We start from the raw sequence: 22,106 nt of genomic DNA, 5'->3' as shown, positions 1-22,106 counted from the left end.
GTAATTACTTAGCAAGTGTGGGTCAATATTCTAGTCTTACTAGCCACTAAAACAGACATCAAGCGTTACTGCATCTTTAATTGGAAGCCAGTGTCCGTAGTCTTCACCCATCCAAAGACTGGTCTCAATAAGTTTTTTCTGGACCTTTGTACGAGTGAGGCCGGTGCGTTGAATCCATTCCGTGCAGCGTTTTTTAATATTTCTGCGGATCTGACTTCGCATAAAGAAATAATGACAGGGATTCCATGCCTCATTCAGGTTATCGTTAATGTAGGGTTTTAATAAAGTATCTTTGTCTATTTTTTGAGCAAATTCCCATTTGTTTCCATTTAAGACAATGATAGGGGGGAGCAGTTGATTACCAATTTTAACTGGATGAGCCAAATTCATATAGAACTTCCATCCTGCATAATTTGCCGATAAGTCACCATTCGAGTAGATACCATTAATCATTGTTCCGTAAAGGCCATCTTCTTGACGTTGGCCACGTATAACCATGGCTGTGTGTGCTTGCTCAGGCGACTTACCACGTGCCAGATGACGCATATAAACTTTGTAATATCCTCTGCCCTGCTGAAAAAAATGACCAATTTTATCGGTACCAAAATAATGTCCATACATATTAATGGTTGGCGAAAGCAAAAAAAGAGTTCCCGGAAACTGGGAGATTACAAGCCAATACACGGTTTTCCAGGGCCAAATTGCAGTATATCGCATGGGTTGCAGTTCTTTAGGAAAACGTCCCCAATGCACCCATCGTTCAAGAGTCGATTCAGGAAGTCCAATACCAACTTCCTTGTAGATTAACTCAATGATATAGGCATCAGTTCGCCGTAGAGCCAATTGGGATGCGACTCTGCGGCTGTCTTTCGCTTTTGCTTCAAGCTGCTGTATTTCTAAATTTGTTTGATTCATGGCTTTTTCGAGAATGTCGAAAATTCTATGACTCATGAGCGGCCCGATATCTACTAGTTCGCCGGGTGGGAGAGTAAATTGATCAGTTTCTTCCGCTTGGACATTTTGAACACCCCATCCACTCAATAAGAAAATCACAAGCCAAAGAATGTTTCTTGCAAAAGCCATGTATATTCCTCTGTTTACCAATTCGGCAGTCCGTTAGGCCAACGTAGCCAATTCGTGGCTGGATAAGCTGTGGAAGAGTCAATTGTATGTAAAGTGTAGGCATGACGTGATTTATTGGATTGATTGGCATTGCTTTTATGAGGTAACCGTCCGCTCAATAGGATTAAGCTCCCTTGTTTTACTTCAAGAGGGATACAATCATTTTCTTCCCAGGTTTGTTGTTGATATTCTTCAAAATAAATGGTGTTTTCCTTGCGAATCATTCGCTTGGTAACAGGTGTGGAAAACGAGTTCGGAATAACTTCTAAACAGCCGTTTTCTTGATTAGCATCTTCTAGTGCAAACCAAAACCCTAGAACATGATCATCCTTGGCATGCAAGTAAGTTGCATCTTGGTGACAAGTGACTTCTGCGCCAATATTGGGTTGTTTAAAAATATACATGGATTGGATGGGACTAGGTTTTTCAAAACCTAATTGCTGACTAATTTGTTTAAGGCGTACATCCCTTGAATAATGACGAAAAACAGGATCCAGTTCGTGTAACGCATGCCCTACCTTGTTTAATGATTTTTCAAGAGGATAAAGGAGATTACCGCTCTCATCAAAGGCATGCGGTTCAAAAAAGAAACGAATTTTATCCCCTGAATTTAGAAAATAATCAGTACGCACATGTTCATTAGTTTGGGTAGAAAACATCATAAACGGTATGTCTTCTCGATGTTCTTCTATTAAAAAATGCATCCGTTCCATCAGTGTTTCACAGACGGTTTGTGTGAAAAAATTGTCAAGGATTAGATAGCCGTTGTTAAGAAAACAATCCCTTTGTAATGTAGATAATTCCATATTTCGTAGATCCTTTATCGAGCAAACCTAATCATAATTAGCTGAAAACGATTTAGCAAATGGCTTTTGCAACATGCCCATATGGGTAGAAATCCGACAATCAGTTGCTAATAATTATATTATTTAACGTTTCTGTGCCAGAATAAATAGGTTAGTACCTCAATTATGTAGTTAAGTGCCTAAGTCCATGGAGAGAGGAATGCGGCGTATAAGGATAATTATCATAGCAATTTTGCTGGGTGCTATAGGTGCTATCCTCCCGATGTTAGGTGCTCTTTATTTAGCTTGGACTCAAGCACTTAATGAAGAACGTCAAACTTTATATGAATTCAGTAGTCGGATGTTAATACGGGCGCAGTATACTCTAAATGAAGCTCGCAAATTATTAGTCTTATTACAAGAGCATCCTGTCGCGAGGCCTTGTTCTGATGACCATATCCAATGGATGGCAGAACTTGTGACCTCAAAAATGGATGTTAAGTCGATTGCGTATTTTGAAAATGGTATTCGTTGTAATAACTATGGCATTTTGACTACAAACATGCCGCGGTATCAAACTGATTTTATTCTATCTGATGGCTTAGAGTTCGCGGTTAATAAAAATCAATCGCCGGATATTTCCATAGCTTCTGTGGCTTTTCGCAAGAGCGGAAATTATGATATTTATGTTGATTCTAAGCGATTTTCCGACATTATTGTTCCAAATGAAACCTGGCTTGCTATTGTTTATAGTGGAAAAATAATCACACAACGAAACACTATAAATCCTACGTTACTTAAGAATATTTTAAGTCGAATACCTCGGGATGATTTGAAGAAATATACTGAAATTTCCAATGGAGTAACCCGTCTGAAGCCAGTAGAGAAACTTGTACAGCTAAACACATTTTTTATTGATCAAAAGATGGTATCTATAACTCAGTTGGGCCCCTTTTATTTTATTGCTACAGAGCCTGAAGTTTTGGTATATGAGCGTTATAAGAGCCTGCAATTAATTTTGCTACCCTTCGGGTTTATAACGGCTGTTTTTATTATCGGGTTAGTGATTTATTATTCCTTAAAACGATTATCTTTCCGTGCTGAGTTGCAAGAAGCTTTGCGCAATGACGAGTTTATTGTGCATTACCAACCGATTATTCATACAGCCTCTGGTAAATGTTGTGGTGCTGAGGCTTTAATTCGATGGCAACGTCCTAATGGTCAAATTGTACGACCAGATTTATTCATCCGTTATGCCGAAGAAGCAGGGCTGATTTCCCCCATAACTGACAAAATTATAAATAAAATTTTTACAGAATTGGAAAAATTCCTTGTACAACATCGCGATTTGCACGTTGCGATTAATGTCGCAGTTGAAGACATCCAAACCGGAAGAATTGTTGAGTTATTGGAGTCTAAGATGATGAAAAGCAAGATAATGCGCAATCAAATTTGGATAGAACTCACTGAACGAACCTTCCTTGAAATGGAGAAAGCTAAAAAAATCATTCAACGAGCACGGCAACTGGGTTATATCGTAGTGGTTGATGATTTTGGTACTGGATTTTCAAGTCTATCTTATTTGCAAAATTTACCCATGGATATATTGAAAATAGATAAATCATTTATTGACAGTTTAGGCATGGAAGCGGCAACAAGTAGTGTCACAGATCATATTATTGATATGGCAAAAAGTTTGAATTTAAAACTTGTTGCTGAGGGAGTTGAAAAGAAAACTCAATTTGAGTACTTAAAAGATAGAAATGTGGATTATATTCAAGGTTATTTGTTTTCTAGGCCACTGACTTTACAGCAGTTTATGCGATTTTTTACTCTCCAGATAAAATAAATAGGTTTTTGATTTACAAAATAGATTTTTCAGACTTAAATAATATGATAGATGGACCTCACCTAGGGTTTTCATGAAAAAATGGATTGGTTTTTTCGTCGTTTTAGCGGTGCTTATTCTTGTTGCTTTTTATGCCATGGGGTTTATGATTAAAAGCACCTTTACCAAAAATATTAATTCAATCCCTGACTCGCCGTTCATGAGCGTTCAGCTCGAAAAATATCGGCGCGGTTTTTTTTCTTCACAAGCAGTTCTGAAGCTTAAAATTCATGTGCCGGCTCAACAAGTCACTGATAAAAATGGGGCTGCCCGACTTGATCCTCCAGTGGATATGAATATAGATCTTCCTATTCTTATTAAGCATGGACCCATTATATGTTCAGAGAATGGCATCCGCTTTGGACTAGGTCTTATCACCACTAAACCAGAAACCCACTATCAGATATTTATAAATTATCTGAATAAAATGATTGCAAATTATTCTCTGCCCTCATTTGCTATTCGAGTCAATCCAGGACCTCAGGCTGGGGGTGAATATCAATTGAATTGGAAGGGATTAGATACCTTGTTTAAGGTTTCAACGAATCTTAATGATGTTGAGGGCAATCTAAAATTATATGGTTTAGACGGTTCAGGTAATAATACTGTTCTAAAGATAGACAATGTCGGTCATAAATTTAAATATAAACGTCATCAGAATTGGCTATGGTTAGGACAATCTAAATTTAAAATCCCTTTTGTTTTATTAAATCAAGCAGGGCAAAAGCTATTTGAGCTTAAAGATTTTAGCTTTATGTTAGATTCAGATGCGCCAGATGATGCTTTGTATTTTGATTGGGATGTCTCTATGCAAAATTTATATGCTAATGCCCAATCTTATGGACCAGGTCGCTTAAAATTAAACATTAAAAATTTAGATTCAGCAGCTATGGCTAACATAATGCAGCAAAGTTCAAATATGCTTCAAGAAAATGGTAACTCTGATGCGGCTACCGCCGGAATACTTGCACAATTACCAAAACTCCTCTCCAGAGGACCTGTCATGGAGTTATCTGAACTGGCTTTAAATCTGCCAGAGGGTAAAGTTCTGGGTAATTTTAAACTATCACTTCCTAATAATGTTAATGACCCAAATCAAATTGTGCAAAAAATGCAAGGTGAAGGTCAGTTCAGGGCTCCTATAGCAACAGTAAGACAACTCTTGATCGCTTCAACGAAGAGTGATCTCGATAGCAAAAATACACCAGCAACAAATAATCAGCCTGCAGTTGTCCCGGGTGCTGTAGCTAATCCTGTATCAGCAGTTACTGATACCCAGGCCGAAGCGCAGATGCAAGTTGACAAAATGTTGCAAGCGTTAACGAGCAAAGGATTTTTGAAGGTTGAGGGTAGTGATTATGTCTTAATCTTCAAATTAGAAAATCAACAATTGATAATTAATGGACAACCATTCAATCCAAACATGCTTCAATAATCAGGAAAGAAAGGGGAGTGACTCACCTTGTAAAAAAGAATTTATGCCTTATGTTATGCTATTCATTAATACACCATGAATAAATTTTGTCAAGGTTTGGGTATGTCTTTTAGACGTGCATTGTTTGAAAAGTCACTCATTGTCACATTGATAGTGATTTTTTGGTCATCATCAGGAAATGCACAGAGTGATGCTTGCCTTGGAAAACCTGTTTTTGTAATAGAAACGGCTACAGTATCCGAATGCTCCCGATTATTGACAATCATTGCTCCTTATCAAAAATTCCAAAAAGAGGGAATCACTTATTATTGTGGTCGCTTTAAGGGATATCCGGTATTGCTAACCAGTACAGGAATAGGTGAAGTCTATGCGGCAGCAACGAATACACTGTTAATTAGTACCTATCATCCTAAGTTTATTTTATTTGTAGGGATCGCAGGTAAATTGACACCGCAGTTAAAATATGGAGATGTCGTTGTAGGAAGTGAAGTGTATCAAGTTCAACATCTAGATATGAGTATCGAGCGCGTTAACAGAGTAAACCCCAATACAGGTCTGGTGTATTCCCCGTTGTTAAAGCCAAAAAGTGAAATTATAGAGTTTGTTAAGACTTTCCCTTCGTTTAAAAATTTTTCCGTTTTTTTGGGGAGAATTGCGACAACAAATACCTACCCTGAAAGTAAGACCCTCATAAGAGATATTTTAAAAACTGGCTCTAAAGCTGTGGCTATGGAAGATTATGCGATCATTGCAACCTGTGAATTATTAAATGCCAACTGCCTCACTGTTCGCGCAATTAGCGATAATCCGCAAAAAATATTAATTATGGATAATGAAAATCGATATTGTATAAGTGCAAGTGAAAGGGCCTCTGCTATGGACAACCTCGTCAGCTTCGTGAAGGTTTTTTTAGACAAATGGCTTCAAGTAAAGGGTAACTTGGGAAGCTAAAACTATTATTTTGATTCCGCAAGCTAAGGAGGATTAGATACGTGAACAATCTTAATGGTGGTTTTTTTAATTTCTACAGATACCGAGGGTTGATAATTATAACCCGCCGCCAAATTCTCATAGAGGTTAATAATTGCAAGAAACTGTTCTAATTTAAATTCATTTAATTTAATAGCCAATTTATCCAATTTAATGCGCTCTTTAATCAGCTCAAGATGACTAATAATACCTCGCTGATACAGCTTATCATTGAGTTGATAGGCCCGCCTTAAATTGCGTCCTGCCCGTAATGTCTCATCATAACGTTGACTATATAATTCATGAGCCGATAGCGCATTGTTAACATCGCGTAATACTTTACGTAGTGTGTCGGTATAGCGGTAAAAAGAAGCTCGATTTAAGCCCTTGGCATGAGCTAATTTTCCAAAAGTAGATGCTCTTAAAAGAGGCATTTCTAAAATGGCTTGATTGAAGTGAATGGATTGACCTAAGTGATAACCATTAGGAACTGTAGCAATCTCACCACGCGCTAACGATAATTGAACGGTGGGTAGTAGATTAGAAAAAGCGATATTGATTCCCTCACTTGACGCTTTTAATTCTTGTTTAGCTTGTTGTAAATCAGGTCGGTTTTCAATAATGCATAGTGGTAGTGAACCAACGATCATTTGTTGACCATTTAATTGACTAAATCTGCGACCTTGTTGCAAGTTCCCTGGATTTTTGTCTAGTAAATAACGAAGGGCATTCTGGCTTATAACAATATTTTGCTGAATTAATTTCTCTCGAGCCTGAGTAAGATGAAGCTCTGTTCTGGCTTGTTCGACGCTAATTTGGGCGAATATCCCATCGGAAAACATTGCTTGCGAAATATTGGCAAATTTGGCGAGATCGTTCTCTAAAGTGTGTAGCAACTGCAACTCTTCAATTTGTGCAACATAACTCAAATAACTTCGTGTAATTTCGCCGATAATCGCCAATCGCACCCCTTCATGTATTGCTTTAACTGCAATCAATTCATAAGTTGCTTTTTTTTGTTCTTTAATCTGTTTAAAAATATTCATCGTATAAGAGGGGACAACGGTGAGTAAAACCCCAGGAAAACCTAAAGCTGGAAAGGAAGAATAACCAGCATTGCCAGTCACATCAGGAATCCAATTTAACTTTACCCGTTTTAACTCTCCTTGAGCAGCCTCAATATTTGCTACAGCTATTTTTATGTCATTGTTAGAGAGTAAACCTTCATCAACAAGTTGATTTAATACGGGGTCTTTAAACTGTTGCCACCATGGAAAACAGGGTAAGTTGACTTCGGTTTCCTTGTAGCGTTCGTTATGAACTGACCATTTTGCCGGAATAAGGAGTTTAGGCGAGGAATAATGGGTACAGGAGCTTACTGCAATACCAAGAATAAGTATCCCCATTTTCCTTATCAATTTATTCTCCAATATGCTTAATCCGTTGATTTTGGTTAACTTTCCTTAATTGCTCCAGTATATTTTTAGTTTCTAAAATGAGCAGTTCATTTTTTACTGGGGCTAAAACAAAGAGTTTTCTAATGTTATGATAAGCTTGATGCACGATAGAATTAAAGAGCTCTAGCTCTTTGATAAAATCTATTTCCTCACGATCATCATGCTTGGTGATAGTAACGAAAGTATATAATTCCATCACTTTTTCATTGAAGTGTGTGCTTGTTTTTAAATAGTGACTTTGATTTAAAGGAGTTTGTCGAAGAACGATATTAAATAATTCCTCCAGGTAGAAAAGAACAGTTTTTTGTATATCAATGAAAAATTTACGCGACAGATCATCTCCTCTAAATATCCAGTATTCAAACGTAAAACAGATAAGTAAAGCAACAACAGTCGATAGAAGATAATCGAAAAAAAAGTTAGGGACAGCATAACTGTTACCGGCATAATAATCTGTTCCTAGTGCGGTTAGCGTCACAGTAAATACGGTAGGGAACGCATAGGATTTACCTAAGGTAAAATAAGCCATATAAACAATTAGAGGAATAATAATTAAGATAAAACGAAAGTTAACCTGCCCAAGAAACCACAAAATATAGGATAAAAATAAACCACAAAGCGCTCCCCAAAATCGATAAGTGGTTCGTTGTAAACTAGGTCCTTTTTCAAAGCCTGCATAAATCATCATAACAGCAAATCCAATCCAGCCTGCATGCGTGTAACCCAATAACCTCTGGATGAGTAACGCAGTGGCAAAAACAATACAAATTTGCAGCGCACGCGTTTTGCGATAATTTATAGCTTTGAACATATGTAATTCCATGATTGTATAAGATCATCCAAAATAGGAAGAGACGTTTTTAACAATGTACACGGCTTTTCTTTTGCGATCGCTTTTTTGAAAATATCCAACTCATTAATGAATCGTTGGAATCGCTCACCTTCCATTATAAGAGCCATTTCCTCAGTAACACAGACCAGTAAATGAAGTTTATTCATGAGTAAATTAATTTTTAAAATTGAGAAAGTTGGGAAAGAGTGGGGCAACATGTTGGCGTATTGAACCAAATGAATAAGATGACCTTGGATAGGATCGTATTTAATTCGCCTTTGATTTTGCATTGCCAATAAATGTTCAAGTGTTTGATTGATGAGTAATAGCAAAGCTCTTAACCATAAACGGAAATAATAACTGCGAGGAAAGAGGACTAAGGCTGCAAAAATAATAATCATGGAAAGAATAGTGGTTAGACAATTACTTAAAACTGTATAAAAGCTGATATTGATTTCGCGATAAAGTAAGGAGTAGGCGCCTAAGCTTAAGGCAATAGGGACAATAACAAGTGTATGGCGTCTATTATCAATGGCTACTAAATAAAGAAATGCAGAGTAGAAAAAGGCAAAAATCCAAAAAAAAGGAGAAACAGCAAATATATCAAAAAGAAATACCGTTACGATGGCGATAATAAGACAACTGAAAAGAAGAAAATATTTTTCTTCCAGTGTCTCGCCAACCATTTCAGCGCCTAGGGCAGTAATAGGAAGATAAAAATAATAAAAATAGGGGTTGGGAATCGAAAAAAGAAAATTTACTAAAAAAAGTATCAATAAAATATAAACTACTTTTAATCCGTTGAGACGGTGAACCCCATATTGATCATAATGCTCTATAACGTTATATAGTTTTGACATAAACATAGGCACTAGCACCCGGATGGAGGGGAAACTTAGGGTCTGGATCGAGAATTTTTATTTGAACGGGGAATCGTTGTGGTTCCAGTAGCCATTGATTACTGCTGCTAACCTCTTGTTGTTGTGTACGTGTGACTGTTCGTTGTCTATCAGAAGCCCAGATAGAATTGACAATGACACCGTGGAATATTTTATTGAAGTAGTACATTCGAAGGACGATATAAACTTTGTCGCCTGGTCGAACGCGCCGTAGATCAGTTTCATAGAAATTGGCTTGCACCCACCACGTCGAGGTATCAATAAATGAAAACAAAGGCCTATGCGTTTTGATAGGGGTTCCTAAACTAATATACATGTTATCAACCACACCGTCGGTAGGTGCTCTGACAACTGTTAAGTTTAAATTAACAAGTGCGTTATGCATTTCTGCTTTTAGTGCTGCAATACGCTTTTTCTGTCGAATGGCTTGTTGATCTTCTACCGCAATTTGCTTTTGCAACGAATCCATTTTGTTTTCTACACTATGTAAATCATAATTCAGTTTTCTGACCTCAAGTCTAGATAATCCCTCTCGAACACTGGGTGCATTTTTTACCTGTAACTCATATTTTGCTTTGCCATAGACAAATTCTGCAGCTTTTAGTAACGATTTCGTCTTTTGGGTTTGTCTATCGATTACTTTAAGGTGTTCAATAGCTTCTTCGTATTTTGCCTTGGCACTTTCATAGGCTAATCGATAAGGCTTTTGATAAACTTCAAATAATGGATCGCCTGCTTTTACAACACTTCCATTACGAACATAAAGTTTGGTAATAAAGCCGGATACGTCAGCTGCAACAGGAGTAACGTTAGCCACGACAAAAGCGTGACTGGTAAAAGGAAGTAGATAGGAAAAAATATGATAAATACCAATTAAGGCGGCTATTAAAATGACAATAATCGGTAAATTAATTTCATTTTTTGGTACCTTAAATATCCTTATCATAAGTAACCTTAAAGCGCCTTAACCTAGGGGGTAGTATGGGGAATTTTCTTTTGCTATTAAGAGATTACTCTATTTCTGAGGGCTTTTAAATGATAAGTTGTTAAGAGTGAATTTGAATAAAAAAATAATTTGGCTGGGAGCATAATATGAAAACGGTTGATGTGACTATAGTGAGAATTTATACTCTTGAAGGGGAAGAATCTGTCTCTACCATCCTTAAGTATTTACAGAAAGAAATTAAAGTTTGTGGTATGAGTGTTTTTAGAGCGATTAGTGGTTTTGGTGAGACAGGAACTCATACAGCATCTCTTCTCGATTTATCTTTTTCTCTTCCTCTTGTTATCGAATTTTTTGACGCACCTGAGAAAGTAAATACTGCATTGGAATATTTATCCACCGTAGTAAAACCAGAGCATATCGTGTGTTTCCCAGCCAAAACGAATGGCTAATTGACTTAGGTTAAGGTTCTGCCTATTCATGATGACCAAAGGGTTCTCGTTGGTAGACTCTATAGGCAATAATAGACGCAGCGATTACATAAATAATATTGATACCGACATAGCAGATCATCGTACCTAGCAAATCAAGCCAAGAAATTAAAATTAAACTAGCGATGATTTGTACAAGTAAGATATAGAGAGTAAATTGTGCGCCAATTTTACTTCCCTCCCGTGAGTACTGAATAACGAGTGTCAATGGCATAGAGATTGAGTAACAAAAAAGATTTATCAGGGCAATATACACAAAAGGTAATACTTCAATAAAATCTGATTTAAAGAGTAATAATATTCGTTCAGAAAAAATACCCAGAGTCAGAGCCACGATACAGGCAATACCCAGACAGATTCCTACATACTTAAAAAGAGTTCTCAATAAAAATTCTTTGCCATGGGCAAAAGCCGCTGAAATTTCAGGTTTTATTAATATATTGATGGGGCTTAAAGTAGTAAATCCTAAAGCAATAATTGATGCAACAGCGGAGAATAGCCCAACAATATATTCATCTTTTCCTAGCCATTCGGTTATCAAAAGAGGGGTTACGGTAAAGGCATATTTATCCAAATTTTGAATGGTATATCCCGATATTTTTTTCTTCCAGGCAATATCATTCTTACGTAGTTTGTCTAAAGTAATTCGTAAATTTAACTGTGTTTTTTGGTGAACTAGAATAAATGCAAATCCAATAAGGACATAGCTTAGGATAAAGCTTATGAGCATAATGTGAGCAAAATATTGGGCATTATTATGAAACAAGACGTCATAAAAATAAAAATAGGTGAATAAGGTAAATAGAAAGTAAAAAAGAGTTTGAAGCATATTTAAGAAAATTGCAGTGCGCATATAGCCCACAGCACGAAATAATTGCATGTAAATATTGTAAATGGACAATACTACAGCGCCCCAAAGAAAGAGAGTAACAAGATGACTCATCTCATATAGTCTGAGATGTTCCAGAGCATAGCTAAGTGCGATAATTGCCAAGCTTAAAAGAAACCCACCAATAAATAATGTCAGATAGATGGGTTGTAAGAAATTCTTGATGGATAAAATCAGGGAATGAATTTCATCATGCTTCTTTTTCACATAGTACTTCGGAATATAATGAGCAACTATCGAATCGAGTCCCATAGTCACAATTGTTCCAATTAAAAATAAAGAATTAACCGCGACTGTAAAATCCCCAAATGCAGCTGGCCCCGCATTTCTGGCGACCATTAAATTGATAAGAAAAAGCATGCATTGATCTGCTGTTAGCAGAATCATATTAATTGCGAAGACCATTCATTTTTTTATAGAGAGTACTTAACTTTAATATAGCAAACAGTATGCCTTGTTGGATGCCTCGGACAAGCCGAGGCACGTAGGTTGGGTTTCACGAGGCACGTAGGTTGGGTTCACGAGGCACGTAGGTTGGGTTCACGAGGCACGTAGGGTTTGGTTTCACGAGGCACGTAGGGTTTGGTTTCACGAGGCGGTAGGCTTGGGTTTCAGGTGGCTTAAATTAGAGAGGGCTTACTTGCATCTATGTGCCTCGGCTTGTCCGAGGCATCTAGTATCCAGGTGGGGTGAAGAAGGTAAACCCAGGAAAACATTAAGACCTAATTTTCTCGATAGCAATTGTCCAATCCGGACCTGCCTTGAGTTGATGTAATTTTGCGAAATTGCCTTGATTAGCCGCAATGGCTAAATTAAAAAGGCTATTCAAATAGAGTAACTCAGTACCTTTGGTTGTTGCCCCAAAAGTGTGATGAAATGAAAGTTTGGTGGAATATTTTAGAGTTTTATTATGGTAAATTTTAATTTGATAAGGTTCGTTTGCTTTTATTCCGAAGGTTTTAATTAGGTTTCTATCGATATCAGTCCAGACATTCCCATACTGCGTATCTAAAATTACGAGGGTTCCTCGCAAAACATGATTATCGATGACAGGTTTTTGATAAGCTAATCTAACAACAGGCTTAGTTGATACAGGTCCAACTTCATTAAAAGAAATTTTACCTGAGGCTAGTTTTGCAGCAGTGTAGCCGTAAACGTCTCTACCAAAAAAAGTATAGGAGTCTCCTGAACCTTTTAAACGATTTTTGCTTTCATCGATGATTCTTATTTCTTTTATCCCATAAAGGTTATCAATTAGAGTTAAACTACCATTATCAGGAGTAACAAAATATTGTCCATTATTAGTTAGGGCTACGATAGAACGTCTTTGAGTACCAACCCCAGGATCAACAACACTCACAAATACTGTTTCTTTGGGCCAATACGCTGCTGCTTGATAAAGACGATAGGCAGCTTCCCATATATTGTAAGCCGGAATTTCATGGGTTAAATCCGAAATAACAAGCGATTTGTCAACAGAATACATTACACCTTTGACTTCACTAACAGCAGCATCTTTCTGGCCAAAATCACTTTGAAATACAACGATGCCGGATTTTGCAGAAACTATCGAAGAAAAAATAGCAACCAGGAAACAGCATTTCATCAAATAACGAGCCATATACATTCTAGACAATTCCTAAGGTGATGAAGGTACCTAAAGTAAATCATAAAAAAAGTATTTCTAATAGAGGGAAGTCGCCTGAGCAAGAATACTGGCAAGAGGTGAAATGGGCATGGTAATGCCTTCATCATCCAGAGGATTGGGTAGAGAACTATCCTCTTTTTTATTCCAGTGGTTTCAAGGTCTCCAGTGTCGTTGGAATTAATTCAGAGACTGTTGGGTGAATATGAACTGCATCTCGAATTAAGGTGTAGGGTTTATCGGCATACATAACATCTAAAATAGAATGGATAATCTCATCGGCATTAACACCAAGTATGGCTGCACCAAGAATTTTTTGTGTATCAGCATCAATGAAAATTTTGATAAATCCCGTAGGCTCCCCTTTGATCATGGCACGTTTAACCTGAGTCATAGGGCGTTTGGCAACCAGCGCGTTATACCCTTTGGCACGAATTTCGGCTTCAGTTAACCCACATCGTCCTAATGGCGGGTCAATATAAAGGGCATAAGCCATTAAGCGATCAGTGACTTTACGTTGTGAACCATTCAGTAAATTGTCTGCAACAATTTGATAATCATTATAGGCTGTATGAGTAAATGCGCCGCGACCATTACACTCACCAAGTGCCCAAACATTGGTAGTGGTAGTTGCTAACTCATCATTCACTACAACCATACCTCGCTGATCAATTTGAATATCAGTATTTTCAAGCCCTAAATCGTCAGTGTTGGGTTTGCGTCCTATTGCGATTAATACATGAGAACCGGTCACTGTGTTCTTCGTATTCTCGCAGCCCAAATGGGCTGTAACTCCATGGTCAGATGCGGAAAAAGATAAGCAGTTTGTATTAAGATGCACATCAATACCGGAATTTTTCATAATTTCAAGCACAGTGTCACAAACATCAGAATCCTCTCGGGCGATAAGTCGAGGTGCCTTTTCAATGACTGTAACTTGAGCTCCAAAACGGCGAAAAGCCTGGGCAAACTCAAGTCCAATATAGCTGCCTCCCACGACTATCAAATGTTCAGGGACTTCGTTTAATTCCAATATTGATGAGTTGGTTAGGCAATCAATTTGATCAAGTCCTTCCATGGGAGGAATAAATGCACGGGCGCCAACATTAATAAAAATTTTCTCACCAGACAATTTCTCATCGTTAACTACAATTGTTTTGTTATCAATGAAACGGGCATGCCCCTGAAAAATGGTAACATTGGGGGTATTTTTTAACCATTGCTCGACACCATGACTTGCTTTACTAACGATAGCATCTTTACGCGCCTTAACTTTGCTCATATCCGTTTTAATTGAACCGCTGATCTCAATCCCAAATTCGTTGGCACGTTGAGCCTGATGAGCAATTTCAGCGCTGGCTACTAAAGTTTTAGTAGGGATACAACCAGTATTAACACAACTGCCCCCAAATTTATTACGTTCAATAATAGCGACAGTCATGCCTGCTTCTGCCAGGCGGACAGCTAGTGAGGGACCAGCTTGGCCTGTTCCGATAATTATAGCATCGAAGTTTTTCACCATACTCTCCTTGTTGGCAAAATCTACTATCTTAAAAATAGCATAGCAAAGGTCTTAAAGATTTTTATGGGGAAAATTAAAATTTTTGATTAATAATCTTAACTAATTCTAAATCCAAGTTCATGCAGACTTAAGGTCATGTAGTCACCTGATTTTAAAGAGGCTGTCCCGCCAAGAGTTGCAATGATCTGCATAATGCCAAGATCCCCATTTGCTTTTCTACCAATTGTTAAGTCAACGTTTAATAATTGAGTCGTTCTTGTTTTATCGTTTTGCCAGACTACTTCCAAAGGTAATTTAAGTTTCCATTGATTGACTCGGGATTCAATTAATTGCGCTTGTCCGTTCATTCGGCCAGTCATGTTTAAATGCAGTGCTTTAATTGCTTCAATATTGCCAGATTTATCCAGGGCTGTCTTAAATTCGAGCCAGCCCTTTTCCGTATAACATGATTGTAGCTTCTCTAATTGGTTGTCTATCATTTCGGCGTTAAAATCGAACGATTGAATAGTCGCTTTTTCTGCCCAATTTAAAATGAGCCGCTCCTCGATGTTTGTAATTTCAGCAGGTATCTTATAGTTACAATCGATGGTATTAGGAGTATTTGTAAATTCACCAGGTAATGATGCGATTTCAGTAGGGAGTAGCTCTTGCGTTTGTTGTGAAGAGGTGAGGGGGGGCTCTTGGCGGTTTGAATTGAATAATGTTGGTTTAGAGAGCATGGCCATGTCGAGATGACTATTTATTTTCCATCCAAAGGTAAAATTAATATTGAGTAAATGTGTAATTTTTCCCTTGTCATTTTGATAAGCAATATCTAACGGCAAAGTGATATTCCATTGTTTGTCATCACGCTCACTTTGACCCGATGAATCACCGAATAACCCGCTTAAAATTAATTTTTGAGTTTGTTTGGCGTCCGCTGGCGTCATATGTTGGATGGCTAAACTGTTTTTTTCAGCGTACCACGCACGAATCGCCTGCATAGCAATTGGAATTAAGTTTGTTTTTACTGACGGGGTATGGGCGATAGCTTGATTTGCCCAGGATGAAAAAAATTTGGGATCAATTTGAACAACTATTGGGACAGGCTTATTGGGGGAATGCATGGGATTTTCGGCATATACTTTATGTAAGTTTTCTTCTCGACCAAGATTTTGTAGTGACGTTACGGAATTCGTGGGTTGATATTGCATTAAATTTGATCGCTCCCTTTCTTCAGAGGCGCTCGAGGCGACTCTTGTCGGATTTGGGAGTAATGAGGCTAAAAACGGCAAGATAACCTTCTGTTGCATATTGTGGTGAGTTTCTGTGTTTTTTTCTGCCAAAATAGAATAAATACCCTGTACTATTTCTTTCATAGAGCCTGCTTTTTGAAAGGAGGGAGTGGCACGTGGTATAGCAATCATCTGCATAATACCAAGCTCTCCTCTTAGCTTTCGGCCGATTGTGAAGTAAACATTTAGGAAATGGGTAATTCTTTCTTGATCATTTTGATAGATTACTCTTAAGGGTAAAGTAACTTTCCATAAATCCCCTTGAGCTTCAATAAGTTGAGCAGGACCATCAATTTCACTATTCACAGTGAATGCCCGTGTTTTAATGAGATCGATATTGCCTGATTTATAAAGAGCTTTGCTGAGCTCTTCCCATCCCTTGGGCGTATAGCACGATTGCAACTGCTGCAATTGATGTTCAATCGCATCAGGTGTGAAGTGGAAAGATTGCATTGCAGCATGAGTTGTCCAGGCTAAAACAAACGTTTCATCAATCTCGTTTGTTTCCGGGGATATTTTAAATTGGCAGCTGGAGTCGTCTTGATGTTCTTTGTCTATTGATGGATGAGGTTGCACTGTAACATTACTTTGGAGAGAGGAGGTGCTTTCAGTTAATCTCTCAGAAGTATTTTCTCCCTGAGCTACAAGTTGTGCACAGAATAAACCAAGCAACGTACTACACAGCGCCCTTTTTTTCATCGATAAATCCCTTATTGATCTTCTGGGTCAATTGTGTGGGAATAATAAAATTTCGTCCAGAGTAATCAGAGTTTATTAATAGATTATATGGATTTTGAATGTTCTATCAATGCCTTAAGTCTTCGCGCATCTGTAGGGGCGAAACCTTTTTCATCATTATCAAAATAGCAATAAATTGTTTTTCCTTCTTGCTGCCAACGCTCAAATTTTTGAGTGCACTCTGTTAAAACCCTCTCCTCATAAGAGCCTTGATAGGTTTCTTTATTGGGTCCATGCATGCGAATGTAGATAAATCGACCGGTAACAATTTCTGGAGATTGATATGTCTTAAAATTATAAAAGCACAGAGTCATTTCATGGGAATTTAATAATTCGTAAAGTGCCTCACAAAACCAACTTTTATGACGAAATTCAAAAGTATAAAGATATTCTTTGGGCAAATTGCCTATAAAAGACTATAAAGAAGAGAGATCTAAAGGCCAATAGGGTGGAAATTGAAATAAAATTGGGCCTAATTTACTCTCAAAATGACTAAAAGCATGAAGCAATCGTTCTACACTCTCCTCGACATCATGTAGCTTTTTGATATGCGTAATATATCGATTCGCTTTACAAGAAAAAATAAAATGGGGAGGTGTTAAATCCAGCCATTTTTTTATATTTTTTTCTTTAGGAATTTGATAAAAGCTATTATTTAGCTCAACTGAATCAAATGTTTGCGAATAGAATGGTAATATAGCGTCAGGTTTTATCTTTTCTGGATAAAAATTCCCTAGCCAGCCCGTATAACTCCAACCTGAAGTGCCAGTATAAACATCTTTTGAGTCCATGAACTATTCCTTTAGAATCTTTAATCTAACTATAGACGTCTCAGAAATACCTGGAAAACTTAAAAAGAGTATTAATTCGTATAAAAAATTATTGTTCTTAATATTTCTATAAGTCTTGCTAGCTTAGAATACCCCCTTCAACTAAGCTTCTAAAAATTTGGAATGATGCAAAAAGAACAATCCATTTCAACCATCAATCCCTCAGCATCTCCTGCCAGCCGCTTGTCTACTAAAAAAACATCCAGATACCTCCCATTAAGCAGGCGATTGTCTAAACAACATACACAAGTTGCTAAAAAAATACACCAAGTTGGATATATTTATGCATTGCATGGATTATTGGATGGTGGGATTGCAGCGTATGGGAGTATGAAATTTTTCTTTGATGTTTTATTTATCAATCAATCATCCACTACATTAATTCATGATTGGTTACAGACACCAGAAGGTATTTCTATTGCACTTGCAGAAGCTATGGCATTTGTTGGTTTTTCATTAATAGCGAACATGAGTGAAGAAAATGCAACCAATGCGTTTAGACGAGCTGCGGCGTCATTTTGGCCTTATTGTCGCAGTGCTGTGAGTGAGCTTAAAAAAACGAGCCGGGCGGTTAGCAATACAGTAAAAATAGCTAGTTTTTTCAAAGAACAAAATCTTGATTATGCGATGATACCCTTTGGTTTAACCATGGGAGCCGTTTCTATTGTCAATCGCGTTTGGTTTCGTCGTATGCAAAATCAACGACAGCTGATAAAAGACAGATTACAAGCGCTTTTAAAAGAAATATCCGCCATCTCTGAGAATGATAGTTACGATCCAGACAAGTTGCAGGGTTATTATCAAGAAATCCCCTCTCAATCTAAAAACCAACAAAAGTTTGCTTATGTTTCAGCGGCCTATACAGGATTAATGGAAGGGGTCGCTTTTTATATAGGTATCTTGACCTTTATTTCGTTGACTTCGCCGGCATTTATACCATTAGCAGCTTGTTGCTTAACATTTGCAATATTGTCCATAGCCACTCGTATTCATGAGGAGTATGAACACCAACGCGAGTTGGAGGTTCATATTTTAATTATTAAATTACGCCTAAAACAAAAAGAAGTTGCTGCATTAACTGCTACTACAGTTGACATAAAAGAGAATAGTACAACTCAACTGACGCATCTTTATAATGAGATTTTTATATTGTCAAAAGAGCTTGATGACAAAGCAATCACTCTCTTTGGTAGAACCCTTAAAGCAACAAGACAGGGGTTAAGTGTGTATGCATTCATTAATAAAATCATTTTAGGGGCGACGATTTTTTTTAGCGCAGTTCCTATTGCTTTGGTAATTAGTAGTGTGGGTATAGGAATTTCCATATTACTTTTTACAACGATAAAAGCAGTGATGAAACAAATAAAGGAATCTGGAAAAAATCTAAATGGGGAATTAGTGTTAGTGAATAATATTCCTGCCATGATAAATCAGATTGTTGATAATATAATTCAAATCCACCTCCCTATTGAAAAGACGCGATCTTTTTGGCGTTCCTGGTTCGATGTGGCTTGGGCTTTTTTCTCTGGTTTGGATAAAGGACGAAAAAATATAGGGCATTTACTCATGGTTTCTTTTGCAGAAAGAAGTCTTCATGACGACTATATGCAATCGCCGATTATGATCAATCTTTCAATCGCCCTTGGCGTCCTAAGCTCAATTATTTTTTCTTTACGCACATATGCAATGGCTTTTGGAACGAATGAAGATAATGAATCAGAGGTTAAAAATCTGTCTTCACTCCCTGCTGCAACGCTATAGATAATTGGCTTACCAATTTTTTTGCTTTCTAAAGCCTTTACCCCTACACTATCTAACCTATTGATTAATTAAAGAAAAGGAGACAATCTTGAACTGGAAATCATTAAAATTCCTGGGAATGAGTGCGGGCTTTTTATTCATAATGCTAACGAGTTGTGTAGCTGCTGTGACTCCGAAATTTGCGTTAACGCCTACAACAGTGACTTCATTTAAGCTTCGTCCCTCCGATACGGTGATTGTTCGCTATAGAGTAACGAATAATACAAATTCAGCGCGTGCATTAACCATAGTCCCCGTGGCAGGGGTAACTCAAATTATAGGAAATGCAGATGCTTGTCGTAGGCCTTTTGTATTAGGCAAGGGGCATTCTTGTGTACTGTCTCTTCGGATAAGTGGTGCCCAGTTAACTGCTTCGGGAATTCACGGTGGACCTACAGTTTGTAAGACAATTGGTAGAGGAGATAGTAATCCTGATCCTTATCTTTGCTCACAACCACCGAGTCCAAATATTTTGCACGTAAATCCGAATTAGGCTTATTTGGAGGTGATATTGCCTCCAGAAGTACTTTGTCTTGCATTGTCGCCCAAATTTAATCTCTTTTGATTAAAATTTGACTTTAAAGGAAAAAGTCATTAACTTTGCTCCTCTACTTTCTGACTATCATGTATACATCCCATGCAAAATGAAAACAAAAAATTCTAAAGTACAATCCACTCCGTGGGGAAAAATCTTTCACTTAATCAAAGATTATTTCTTAAAATCCGATGAAAAATTAGTCGCATGGTTGCTTCTTATGGGAAGCGTGCTTTGTGTTGTAGGTCTTGTTGCTTTGCTCGCCGTTTTTAGTTGGTGGACAGCTGGGTTTTGGGCTTTATTAGCAGCCAAGTCGCTAACACCATTTTTAATTAGTATCGCTCAATTTGCATGCCTGGTAACGGCTTTTGTTGGCGTGAACGTTTTAAAAAACTATCTCATTGGAAAATTGTCTATACTTTGGCGTACCTGGCTGACAAAAAACATTATTCATGAATTATTCGGTAGCGAGAATAATTATCTAGAGTTAAGACGATTCTCTTCTGAAGTTGATCATATCGCTCAACGCATCCAGGAAGATACTAAATCTTTTGTCGATTTGACGCTTAATTTAGGCACTGATTTTTTAAGATCAGTTCTAAGTTTGGGAACTTTTGCAGGAACATTGTGGGTTGTAGGAGGACCATTAGCTTTTGTACTTTTGGGAATGAATATCGTTATACCCGGGTATTTAGTTTGGCTTTCCTTAATTATTGCTATAGTAGCTACAGTTATCACCCATTACATAGGCGGTTCGCTTAAAGAGACAACACAAAAAGCTAAACGTGCCGAAGCTAGCCTCAGGGAGGATTTGGCTCAACTTAATGAGGAGGCCGAAAATGTTGCTGAAGAACATGCTGAAAATTACTATAAAGTATCTATAGATACTAAAATTCAAGATATTCAAGAGACGGCGAATAAGAGACTCGATACTCAGACAAAGTTGCTTGCTTTTCAGAATTTTTATTCCCAGGTTTCTCAAATTTTACCTACTGCACTTGCTGCTCCTCTTTATTTTTCTGGGCTCATAGAAATGGGTCAGCTTATGCAAATTGGTATGTCGTTTGGCCAGGTTACTGCCTCTTTAAGTTGGTTTGTTGATGCCTATGAAAATCTTGCCACTTACCAAGCAAGTATTGAACGGCTTACCGAACTGAAAAAAGCATTAGAAAAAGAAAGCCTGGCGTCCAATGCCAAATTAATTTATAGAAAAGTAAGAGATAAAAATTCACTGAATATCAAGCTTGAGGAAATTAAGCAACCACGAGTGCCAAACCCAGAGATGTCAGTTTCAAAAGAGGAATCAAGCTCAGATATCATTATGCGCAAGCTTAAATTAAAACTACCCTCTGGCCAAAGTGTATTAATTAAAGGCCCTTCAGGTTTTGGTAAAAGTACACTCTTTAAAGTGATTTCAGGAACCTGGAAATATGGCACGGGGAAAGTTTCTGTTCCTTCAGGAAAAAAGTTGTATTTTTTACCACAAAATCCCTCTATCCCTTCCGACACACTAAGAGGTGTTTTAGCCTATCCAGATCCTCAAGATACCTATACTGATGAACAATATGAAGCTGCTCTGGAAGCTGTCGGGGGAATGAATGATTTTATTTCTAAACTTGGTGAAAAACGTGATTGGTCCAAACAGTTATCTGGTGGCCAAAAACAACGAATATCCTTTGCAAGAGCATTGTTGAAAAAACCTGATTGGCTTTTCCTGGATGAGGCCACTTCCTCACTTGATGAGGAGAGTGAAGATCATGTTTACCGTGTTATAAAAAAAATGAAAGATACAACAATAGTCAGTATTGCTCATCGCAACACCGTTGAGAAACATCACTCAAGGATACTACTTTTTAGTACTACTCCAGACAAACAGGTCGAAATAAAAGAGAGCATGCCAGCTGAGCTTGGATATACTAAGTTGTGAACATAGGAATTGAGTTAGATCTTCTACATACGTCCGCTTGTCCGAGGTATCTAGCGAGCTAGAATAGTTTTTCGCATAAAAAGATAAAAAAGCACATAAAAGACAAATACTTACAACGCCCTTTT

General features: G+C 37.6%; 17 protein-coding genes and 1 pseudogene. 7 read left to right on the top strand and 11 right to left on the bottom strand.

Going from position 1 to position 22,106, the window contains the following annotated elements:
- Positions 1-39 precede the first annotated feature (39 nt).
- A complete protein-coding gene (locus LHA_RS11940) occupies positions 40-1,083 on the bottom strand; it encodes a hypothetical protein (RefSeq protein WP_045106750.1) in 1,044 nt (347 codons plus the stop codon).
- 14 nt (positions 1,084-1,097) lie between these two features.
- The gene (locus tag LHA_RS11935) at positions 1,098-1,928 is read right to left on the bottom strand and encodes a phytanoyl-CoA dioxygenase family protein (protein WP_045106749.1); all 831 of its coding nucleotides are present in this window, start codon (positions 1,926-1,928) and stop codon (positions 1,098-1,100) included.
- A gap of 199 nt (positions 1,929-2,127) precedes the next feature.
- Here LHA_RS11935 and LHA_RS11930 point away from each other — a divergent pair, with 199 nt between their 5' ends.
- From LHA_RS11930 to LHA_RS16175, 3 genes are all read left to right on the top strand, one after another.
- A complete protein-coding gene (locus LHA_RS11930; RefSeq protein ID WP_045106748.1) occupies positions 2,128-3,756 on the top strand; it encodes an EAL domain-containing protein in 1,629 nt (542 codons plus the stop codon).
- Between the two features lie 73 nt (positions 3,757-3,829).
- Positions 3,830-5,230: a YdgA family protein gene (locus LHA_RS11925; RefSeq protein WP_045106747.1), complete on the top strand. Its 1,401-nt coding sequence runs from the start codon at positions 3,830-3,832 to the stop codon at positions 5,228-5,230.
- Between the two features lie 102 nt (positions 5,231-5,332).
- A complete protein-coding gene (locus LHA_RS16175; protein WP_052673711.1) occupies positions 5,333-6,181 on the top strand; it encodes a 5'-methylthioadenosine/S-adenosylhomocysteine nucleosidase family protein in 849 nt (282 codons plus the stop codon).
- Positions 6,182-6,204: 23 nt separating this feature from the next.
- On the opposite strand, the gene LHA_RS11915 is transcribed toward LHA_RS16175, so the two are convergent.
- The 4 genes from LHA_RS11915 to LHA_RS11900 are packed head-to-tail and all read right to left on the bottom strand — an operon-like array spanning position 6,205 to position 10,333.
- Positions 6,205-7,605, bottom strand: coding sequence for a TolC family protein (locus tag LHA_RS11915; RefSeq protein WP_231861911.1), 1,401 nt, complete (start codon positions 7,603-7,605; stop codon positions 6,205-6,207).
- Between the two features lie 13 nt (positions 7,606-7,618).
- On the bottom strand, positions 7,619-8,467 hold the full coding sequence (locus LHA_RS11910; protein ID WP_082060343.1) for an FUSC family protein: 849 nt from the start codon (positions 8,465-8,467) through the stop codon (positions 7,619-7,621).
- Entirely contained in the window at positions 8,452-9,348 is an 897-nt protein-coding gene (locus tag LHA_RS11905) for a hypothetical protein (RefSeq protein ID WP_231861910.1), read from the bottom strand. The genes LHA_RS11910 and LHA_RS11905 overlap by 16 nt, the downstream gene beginning before the upstream one ends.
- Positions 9,332-10,333, bottom strand: a complete 1,002-nt coding sequence (locus LHA_RS11900; RefSeq protein WP_045106743.1) for an HlyD family secretion protein — start codon at positions 10,331-10,333, stop codon at positions 9,332-9,334. Before LHA_RS11900 ends, LHA_RS11905 begins: the two co-directional genes overlap by 17 nt.
- Before the next feature lie 146 nt (positions 10,334-10,479).
- Here LHA_RS11900 and LHA_RS11895 point away from each other — a divergent pair, with 146 nt between their 5' ends.
- On the top strand, positions 10,480-10,782 hold the full coding sequence (locus LHA_RS11895) for a DUF190 domain-containing protein (protein ID WP_045106742.1): 303 nt from the start codon (positions 10,480-10,482) through the stop codon (positions 10,780-10,782).
- A gap of 22 nt (positions 10,783-10,804) precedes the next feature.
- Here LHA_RS11895 and LHA_RS11890 read toward each other — a convergent pair whose 3' ends face one another.
- The 5 genes and pseudogenes from LHA_RS11890 to LHA_RS11870 all read right to left on the bottom strand — a co-directional run bounded on the left by LHA_RS11890 (position 10,805) and on the right by LHA_RS11870 (position 17,680).
- Positions 10,805-12,115, bottom strand: a complete 1,311-nt coding sequence (locus LHA_RS11890; protein WP_156413545.1) for a lipopolysaccharide biosynthesis protein — start codon at positions 12,113-12,115, stop codon at positions 10,805-10,807.
- Between the two features lie 310 nt (positions 12,116-12,425).
- A complete protein-coding gene (locus LHA_RS11885; RefSeq protein ID WP_052673710.1) occupies positions 12,426-13,337 on the bottom strand; it encodes an SAM hydrolase/SAM-dependent halogenase family protein in 912 nt (303 codons plus the stop codon).
- A 160-nt stretch (positions 13,338-13,497) separates the two neighbouring features.
- Positions 13,498-14,874: an FAD-containing oxidoreductase gene (locus LHA_RS11880; protein ID WP_231861909.1), complete on the bottom strand. Its 1,377-nt coding sequence runs from the start codon at positions 14,872-14,874 to the stop codon at positions 13,498-13,500.
- Between the two features lie 98 nt (positions 14,875-14,972).
- Positions 14,973-16,850: a DotI/IcmL family type IV secretion protein gene (locus LHA_RS11875; RefSeq protein WP_045106739.1), complete on the bottom strand. Its 1,878-nt coding sequence runs from the start codon at positions 16,848-16,850 to the stop codon at positions 14,973-14,975.
- A gap of 83 nt (positions 16,851-16,933) precedes the next feature.
- Positions 16,934-17,680, bottom strand: a pseudogene (locus tag LHA_RS11870) (DUF72 domain-containing protein).
- Between the two features lie 162 nt (positions 17,681-17,842).
- Here LHA_RS11870 and LHA_RS11865 point away from each other — a divergent pair.
- The 3 genes from LHA_RS11865 (at position 17,843) to LHA_RS11855 (ending at position 21,981) form a co-directional block, all read left to right on the top strand.
- The gene (locus LHA_RS11865; RefSeq protein ID WP_147292355.1) at positions 17,843-19,480 is read left to right on the top strand and encodes a hypothetical protein; all 1,638 of its coding nucleotides are present in this window, start codon (positions 17,843-17,845) and stop codon (positions 19,478-19,480) included.
- Positions 19,481-19,568: 88 nt separating this feature from the next.
- Positions 19,569-20,012, top strand: a complete 444-nt coding sequence (locus LHA_RS11860) for a hypothetical protein (RefSeq protein ID WP_045106737.1) — start codon at positions 19,569-19,571, stop codon at positions 20,010-20,012.
- Between the two features lie 151 nt (positions 20,013-20,163).
- Positions 20,164-21,981: an ABC transporter ATP-binding protein/permease gene (locus LHA_RS11855; protein WP_052673709.1), complete on the top strand. Its 1,818-nt coding sequence runs from the start codon at positions 20,164-20,166 to the stop codon at positions 21,979-21,981.
- Positions 21,982-22,106: the final 125 nt, after the last annotated feature.

This window comes from Legionella hackeliae (assembly GCF_000953655.1).
Classification (GTDB): domain Bacteria; phylum Pseudomonadota; class Gammaproteobacteria; order Legionellales; family Legionellaceae; genus Tatlockia; species Tatlockia hackeliae.
This window is presented reverse-complemented; position numbering and strand designations above follow the sequence as displayed.

Coding starts and splice junctions, on each gene's coding strand:
- LHA_RS11930 (WP_045106748.1), top strand. CDS start 2,128: ATGCGGCGTATAAGGATAATTATCATAGCAATTTTGCTGGGTGCTATA.
- LHA_RS11885 (WP_052673710.1), bottom strand. CDS start 13,337: ATGTATATGGCTCGTTATTTGATGAAATGCTGTTTCCTGGTTGCTATT.
- LHA_RS16175 (WP_052673711.1), top strand. CDS start 5,333: ATGTCTTTTAGACGTGCATTGTTTGAAAAGTCACTCATTGTCACATTG.
- LHA_RS11875 (WP_045106739.1), bottom strand. CDS start 16,850: ATGAAAAAAAGGGCGCTGTGTAGTACGTTGCTTGGTTTATTCTGTGCA.
- LHA_RS11940 (WP_045106750.1), bottom strand. CDS start 1,083: ATGGCTTTTGCAAGAAACATTCTTTGGCTTGTGATTTTCTTATTGAGT.
- LHA_RS11935 (WP_045106749.1), bottom strand. CDS start 1,928: ATGGAATTATCTACATTACAAAGGGATTGTTTTCTTAACAACGGCTAT.
- LHA_RS11925 (WP_045106747.1), top strand. CDS start 3,830: ATGAAAAAATGGATTGGTTTTTTCGTCGTTTTAGCGGTGCTTATTCTT.
- LHA_RS11910 (WP_082060343.1), bottom strand. CDS start 8,467: ATGTTCAAAGCTATAAATTATCGCAAAACGCGTGCGCTGCAAATTTGT.
- LHA_RS11900 (WP_045106743.1), bottom strand. CDS start 10,333: ATGATAAGGATATTTAAGGTACCAAAAAATGAAATTAATTTACCGATT.
- LHA_RS11855 (WP_052673709.1), top strand. CDS start 20,164: ATGAAAACAAAAAATTCTAAAGTACAATCCACTCCGTGGGGAAAAATC.
- LHA_RS11865 (WP_147292355.1), top strand. CDS start 17,843: ATGATGCAAAAAGAACAATCCATTTCAACCATCAATCCCTCAGCATCT.
- LHA_RS11905 (WP_231861910.1), bottom strand. CDS start 9,348: ATGTCAAAACTATATAACGTTATAGAGCATTATGATCAATATGGGGTT.
- LHA_RS11915 (WP_231861911.1), bottom strand. CDS start 7,605: ATGGGGATACTTATTCTTGGTATTGCAGTAAGCTCCTGTACCCATTAT.
- LHA_RS11890 (WP_156413545.1), bottom strand. CDS start 12,115: ATGGTCTTCGCAATTAATATGATTCTGCTAACAGCAGATCAATGCATG.
- LHA_RS11895 (WP_045106742.1), top strand. CDS start 10,480: ATGAAAACGGTTGATGTGACTATAGTGAGAATTTATACTCTTGAAGGG.